5 protein-coding genes are annotated in these 6,693 nt (G+C 61.9%); 1 reads left to right on the plus strand and 4 read right to left on the minus strand.

What is annotated here, in order from left to right; genetic code table 11:
* Positions 1 to 1,181, plus strand: a 1,181-nt coding sequence (locus ACYQ6T_RS10345; RefSeq protein ID WP_459830555.1) for an N-acetylglutaminylglutamine amidotransferase, incomplete at its 5' end; no start/stop codon positions are given.
* A gap of 25 nt (positions 1,182 to 1,206) precedes the next feature.
* On the opposite strand, the gene ACYQ6T_RS10350 is transcribed toward ACYQ6T_RS10345, so the two are convergent.
* The 4 genes from ACYQ6T_RS10350 to ACYQ6T_RS10365 are packed head-to-tail and all read right to left on the minus strand — an operon-like array spanning position 1,207 to position 6,613.
* Complete coding sequence (locus ACYQ6T_RS10350) at positions 1,207 to 4,230, minus strand: type I restriction endonuclease subunit R (protein ID WP_459830557.1); 3,024 nt, start codon at positions 4,228 to 4,230, stop codon at positions 1,207 to 1,209.
* Between the two features lie 33 nt (positions 4,231 to 4,263).
* Positions 4,264 to 5,304: a type II toxin-antitoxin system antitoxin DNA ADP-ribosyl glycohydrolase DarG gene (gene darG, locus ACYQ6T_RS10355; protein WP_459830560.1), complete on the minus strand. Its 1,041-nt coding sequence runs from the start codon at positions 5,302 to 5,304 to the stop codon at positions 4,264 to 4,266.
* An 11-nt stretch (positions 5,305 to 5,315) separates the two neighbouring features.
* A complete protein-coding gene (darT, locus tag ACYQ6T_RS10360; protein ID WP_459830562.1) occupies positions 5,316 to 5,963 on the minus strand; it encodes a type II toxin-antitoxin system toxin DNA ADP-ribosyl transferase DarT in 648 nt (215 codons plus the stop codon).
* Positions 5,964 to 5,974: 11 nt separating this feature from the next.
* Positions 5,975 to 6,613, minus strand: coding sequence for a restriction endonuclease subunit S (locus tag ACYQ6T_RS10365; protein ID WP_459830565.1), 639 nt, complete (start codon positions 6,611 to 6,613; stop codon positions 5,975 to 5,977).
* Positions 6,614 to 6,693: the final 80 nt, after the last annotated feature.

Here is a 6,693-nt window from a genome sequence, read left to right on the forward strand (position 1 = left end):
TTAAAGGGGTGCGCAAGATCCCGCCGGCGACGGTCGTCACGATCGAACCCGACGGGCGCGAGACGCGCCGCACCTTCTGGCAGCTCGACTTCACCCGCAGTCGCGAGGAAGAGGAGCGGCCATTGGGCGAATGGGCCGAGCGGGTCCTCGAGCAGTTGCGCGTTGCGGTGCGCCGGCGGCTGGTCGCCGAGGTGCCGGTTGGTGCGCTCCTCTCCGGTGGGGTCGATTCGAGCCTGATCGTCGCGCTGATGGCCGAAGCGGGAGGGAAGCCCCGCACCTATACCATCGGTTTTACCGACGTCGGCGACGAAAAGGGGAACGAATTCGCTTACGCCGCGATCGTCGCCCGCGCCTTTGGGACCGAACACGAGGAGATCTTCGTCCCGGAAACGGAGCTCCTCAAGCGGCTCCCGGAGGCGATCGCCGCGATGAGCGAACCGATGATGAGCCACGACTGCGTCGCCTTCTACCTCCTTTCGGAGGCGGTCTCCCGCCACAGCAAAGTGGTGCAGAGCGGCCAAGGGGCCGACGAGCTCTTCGCCGGCTACTTCTGGTACCCGAAGATCGCCAACCGTCACGACCCGGTGGGCGACTACCTCGGCGTCTACCGCGACCGCGACTACGATGAATACCTCGAGGCGGTGAACCCCGAGTGGCGCGTCGAAGATTGGGCCCACCGGCTCGTCGCCGACCACTTTGCGCGGCCGGGCGCGGCGGAGCCTCTGGATAAGGCGCTGCGGCTCGATACCACGGTGATGCTCGTCGACGACCCGGTCAAACGGGTCGACAACATGACGATGGCGTGGGGGCTCGAGGCGCGGGTCCCCTTTCTCGACCACGAATTGGTAGAACTCGCTGCCAAGATCCCGCCGCGCCACAAACTCGCCGACGGCGGCAAAGGGGTGCTCAAAGCCGCCGCCCGGCAGCTCCTGCCGCACGAGGTGATCGACCGGCCGAAGGGCTACTTTCCGGTGCCGGCGCTCAAGTACCTCCAAGGAGCGGTGCTTGAAAAGGTGCGCGAGGTGCTTCTGTCGCCTGCCGCCCGCAGCCGTGGCCTCTTCTCCCTGCGCTACGTCGAAAAGCTCCTTGCGCAACCGAACGAGCACTTTACCCGGCTGCGCGGGTCGAAGTTGTGGCAGCTTGGGGTGTTGGAGTGGTGGTTGCAGACGCAGGTGGGGTGAAAAATCGCCGAAGCGGGCGGTGTGATTACCGTGCGCTCTTCCCTTCGGAGTAGGTCAGCTCGAAAACTTTATCGGTCAGCCATCGCCGGAACGCCGGATTGTCGCTGAACTGCCTAAAGAGCTCGATATGGTCTTTGACGAGCGCCATCATTACCCGCTGAAGGGCCAGATCGTGCTCGACGCGGGCATTCTGTTTGTCAGAGTTTTTGCAGGCGTTCTGATAGAAGGGATCGGCGGCAACACGCGCAGGGATCTCTTCGGTGATCAGTTTATGGACGCGATCGGCGTCGCTCCAGGGGATATTGCCAAACTGTTCGTTGAAGCTCTTGATGATGTTCGAGAGGCGGTCGAGCTCTGGTTCAGGCTTGTACCCCCCGCCAGTCGTCGGCACAGGTCCAATTTCGGCATCGGCGTCGGGAAGCGCAAGCTTCATTGTCGCCTGCTTTTCAATCCGGTAGCTGTCCATGTCGATCGCTTCGAGGATGCCCTTCGAGAGGTCCTCTTCTCGAGGCGCGGGCAATTTCGGCACCAGGAAGGTGAGGAAGATCGAGAGCTTCTCCCACTCGGCGTGGGTATAGGGGAGGATGGAAGAGAGGAAGCTGTAGGTGCGGAGAAACGCCTTGGCTTTGCTTTTGAAATCGACTTGCGCCGCTTCGTCGAGCTCCGTCGTATAGAGGGCCACAGAGTCGTCGAGGATCGGGTCGAGCTGGTCGCGGTCGGCGCCGGCGAGGTAGCGTCGGACGAGCTCCTCCACATCGTCGGGGGCGTAGACTTGGTAGCGGTCGAGGTCGTCTTTGAGGTCGTGGAGTCTGTTCGGGTCGGTCTCGTCGGCCAGTATCGTCGTCCGGTAGTAGGGGGCAAACGCTTCGAGGATCGCTTCGGGGTCATTCACAAAATCGAGAACGAAGGTGTCGTGTTTCTGCGGATGGGCCCGGTTCAAGCGCGAGAGGGTCTGCACCGCCTGGATGCCGGAGAGCACCTTGTCCACATACATCGTGTGGAGAAGCGGCTCATCGTAGCCGGTCTGGAACTTGTCGGCGCAGATCAGAAACCGGTAGGGCTCCTCGCGGATCTTGTCGGGGATCTGGTTGGAGGGAAAGCCGTTCAAGCTCGCCTCGGTGACCTTGACGCCGCCGTACTCATGTTCGCCCGAGAAGGCGACGATCGCGCGGTAGGGGCTTTTGCGCTCGGCGAGGTAGGATTGAAAGGCGTGGAAGTAGGCGATGGCGCGTTCGATGCTTCCCGTGACCACCATCGCCCGCGCTTTACCGCCGATCTTCCCTTTGGCCAAAACTTCGTCGTGGAAGTGGTCCACCATGATCTCGGCCTTGAGGCGAATCGCGTGGTCGTGCCCCTCGACGAACCGGCGCAGCTTCTTCTGCGCCTTTTTGACGTCGAACTCGGGGTCGTCTTCGATCGTCTTGACGAGCTTGTAGTAGCTTCTCACTGGCGTGTAGTGGGCGAGCACATCGAGAATGAACCCCTCCTGAATCGCCTGCTTCATGGTGTAGCTGTGAAACGGCCGGTGTTTGACGGTGCCGTCGGGTTGGGGATCAGGGATGCCGAAGAGCTCGAGCGTCTTGTTTTTGGGGGTGGCGGTGAAGGCGAAGTAGCTCGCGTTGGGAAGGAGCCTGCGCGCGGCGATCAGTCGGTTGATCTGGTCCTCAAAGGTTTCGTCCTCTTCAGCGCCCACCGCAGCGAGCGCTGCGTTCATCTTCGCCGCGGTGCGTCCGCCCTGGCTCGAGTGGGCCTCGTCGATGAGGATCGCAAAGCGCCGCCCGCGGTGGTCGCTGCCGATCTCGTCGAGGACAAAGGGGAACTTCTGGAGCGTCGTGATGATGATCTTCTTGCCACTTTCGATAAAGCGCCTTAGATCCCCAGAACGCTCCGCGTGGCCCACGGTGGCGCTTACCTGGGCGAACTGCTTGACGGTGTCGCGGATCTGCTGGTCGAGCACCCGCCGGTCGGTGACGACGATGACCGAGTCGAAGAGGGGCTTACCCTCTTGGGTGAGCCCAATCAGCTGGTGGGCGAGCCAGGCGATCGAGTTCGACTTGCCGCTCCCTGCCGAATGTTGGATGAGGTAGCGCCGCCCGGCGCCATGTGCCCGCGCGTCCGCAAGGAGCTTGCGCACCACGTCGAGCTGGTGGTAGCGGGGGAAGATCTGCCGGCGCTCTTTTTTGCCGCTCTTCGGGTCTTTCACCTCCACCAGTTGCGCGTAGTTTTCGAGGATGTCGGTGAGGCTCTCACGGGTCAAAATTTCCCGCCACAGGTAGTCGGTCTTGAGGCCGTGCGGATTGGGGGGATTGCCTGCGCCGTCGTTCCACCCCTTGTTGAAGGGCAGAAACCACGACGCTTTCCCTTGCAAGTGGGTGCAGAACCACACCTCGCTGTCGTCCACCGCAAAGTGGGCGACACAACGCCCAATCTCGAAGAGGGGTTCGCGGGGGTCGCGGTCACGCTTGTACTGTTCGATCGCGTCGTGCACCGTCTGTTTGGTGAGGCGGTTTTTGAGCTCGAAGGTGAAGAGCGGTAGCCCATTGACAAAGAGCACCAGATCGAGCGCCCGGTGCGTCTCGTCGCGGCTGTAGCGGAGCTGGCGCGTGACGGTGAAGCGATTCTGCGCATAGAGCGCCCGAGCCTGGTCGTTACCGGGAGAGGGGGTACCGTAGAAGAGGGCGATGTGGTGCGGCCCGTGGTGGATGCCGTGACGCAACACGTCCACCACCCCACGCTTGCTCACCTCGCCCTGGAGCCGTGCCAGAAACTTCCGCCGCGTGGGGCTATCGTGGTCGAGATCGAGCGTCTCGGCCACTTCGGGTTGGGTGGCGCGCAGAAAGGCGGTAAGCTTGGCCAGATCGACGCAGAAGTCGCGGTCGTAGTCGGCCGGATCGCCGGGGAGCCAACCACTTCCGCCGTAGCGGGCGGCAGGCTCGGCAACGACCGCCGGGGTACTGGCAGCCCGTGGGGTACAGTCGCTGCCGGTGAGCGCCCGGCAGATGAGCGTCTCAAGCCCGGCTTCGCTGGTGTTGGTGGGATGCGTCACCATGGCGTCTCCTCGCTCCCTTCGATTGCGGCGAATTCATCGCTCGATCCACCCCTGCTCGCGCAACCGTTCAGCGGCAAGTTCGATCTGAGCGGGAGTAAACTGCCTCTTGCGCTGGTTCCAGGAGCGGACCCTTTCCACGATCTCCTCTATTTCCTGAGCACCCTCCTTCACGGCCACCCAATGCACAGTAGCGAGCAGCTCCAGGCCAAACGGCGTCTCGTACCCCTCCACGAGCTGCACGACCCGCTCAGAGCGCTGGAGGGTTGTCGGCTGGGAGGCGAGAAAGGTTTCGGCGTCCCGCACCGCCCCGGGAACGAGCTGCAAGGGTCTCTCCGGAGCATCCCCGCCGTCGGTATAACCCGCGATCAGATGGCCTTCTAGCGTTCGCAGCACGTGGCGCAAGTTCTCGGCATAGGGGCCGTAAGGCGCCTTGACGTAACGGAGGCGCAGCGGTTCGCCCGCCTCTTGCAGGAAGTACATCAGTTTATGCACCTCCAGCAGGGTGACAGTCGGGTCAAGGAGCGCGGCGAGATAACGGTTCATCAGATAGATCAGCGCGGCGCGGCCGGCCGTCATCGTGGGGGGGGATGTCGAACGGTTGGGGCGGTGGTCGGGCACGCCGTATCCTGGCTCAAAGACGATCACCTCGACGTCGGGCAAGTCCTCGAGGGACCTCTCGATGCGCCGCCGTACTTCCGTCCACTCGAGTCCGCCCAGCCCGCTACCTAGGGGCGGGATGGCGATGGAGCGGATGTGGCGAGAACGGATCTCCTCTACCAACGCGGCGAGCCCAGCCTCGATATCTTCGATCCGGCTCTTGCCACGCCAGTGCCGCTTGGTGGGGAAGTTAATGATGTAGCGCGGCGGTGTGAGACGGCCCGTCTCGAAGACAAAGAGGCGGCCCGGCTGAACCTCACCGCGGCGGCAGGCGGCGGCATACGCCTTGAAGTTATCGGGGAACGCCTCCTTGAACTGCAGCGCGATGCCGCGCCCCATCACCCCCACGCAATTGACGCTGTTGACTAAGGCATCGGTGTCAGCCTTGAGAATGTCTCCGCGGACGTAGTGAATCATTGCGCGAGTCCTCAAAAATACCAATTCGGGATTACTTCAAGAGGCGGTTTGTGCTGCGCAGGTGCTAACACCTGCGCTGCTCGGCGATAGGTCATCGGCGAGCGCACCCCGATACGTCGCACCAACCGCCACGGGAAAAACTCGTGCACCAGGAATTCAGCTTGCTTGCCCTCTTTGACCGCTGGATTACGAAAGTCGGTTGCCGCCACCGCCTCCCAGTCGATCTCGTCGAGTTGCTCTGGTCGGTTGCGGAATTCGGCGTAAACCGCTCCGGCGTTGGAGAGGCTAAAGGCCCAGCGCCTCCCTTCCGACTCGGCCCAGTCGAGTACATCCTTCAAGTCTGCCTCCAGATGCACGATCGGATCCTGCCCGCCATGGTAACTGAGCTCAGGATGGTTGGCACAGTGGATCACATACAGCATAACCGAACGCGGGCAGAAATAAAAGGGCACATAATCCCCCACTCGGTCCCCTGGATGGCACTTTACCGGCAGATTGAGCCGTCGCACCTTGATGGTGTTCATGCCGATCGATGCCATCGGTCCGCCTTGCTCCATCATTTTCACATCGGACCAGAGTCCGCCTGCTCGGATAATGGATGGCAAATTCTCCACATGAGTGATATGGTAAATCTGCGGTCGCTGGGGCACTGGACTCACGATTCTGCTCCCTAAGCTGTAGCGTCAAGGTCTGTGCCCTCTTCCTCTTCACTGTCGCTTGCAAACGTCTCAGCTTCGTCCGATGGCTCTGGCCCGTCGCTCTCCTCTTCGGGCGGCTCCTCCGGCAACTGCGCCGCCACTTCGCGCACGTCCACTTTGCCAGTGACCACGTCGGCAATCACCCGCTCGCGGTATTCGCGCAGGAGCTCGATTTCGCGGCGGAGGGCGGCGGTGGCGGTGTCGATTTTTGCTGTCTGCGCGTCGAGGTACTCGACGATCGCGGTTTGTTCGGGGAGGGGAGGAATTGGGATCGGGAAGTTTGCTAAAAACTCGACAGGGACACGCTGTTGTCCTGCTGCACCAGTCATCTCATCGGCGCCAAGCCGCCGGAATTCTGAAAGCGTGGTGACGCGATAAAGATAGGCCGAAACAATCGCTTTGGAAGGCCGGATGACGTGAAATTCGGTCGAGCCGAACCCGATGGCTGTCGGTAGATTCTCAAGGCAAGCCCCCTTGCCGTTCTCAAAGCACGGTGTGATTTTCGCGACAATAACGTCGCCCCGCCGAAAGTAGGTGAACCCGTTCCACAGATCCGAAATGGGGCGTACCTCCGATGCCTCGAATCGTCCATCTGATCCAACACGCTCCATGGGTAGGAAAACGGCTCGACCGTCCCGCTGCGCTAATGGTACTTCCGACTTACTGGGGTTAAGTCGTGCAATTCGCTTAA

Source organism: Hydrogenophilus islandicus, assembly GCF_054657095.1.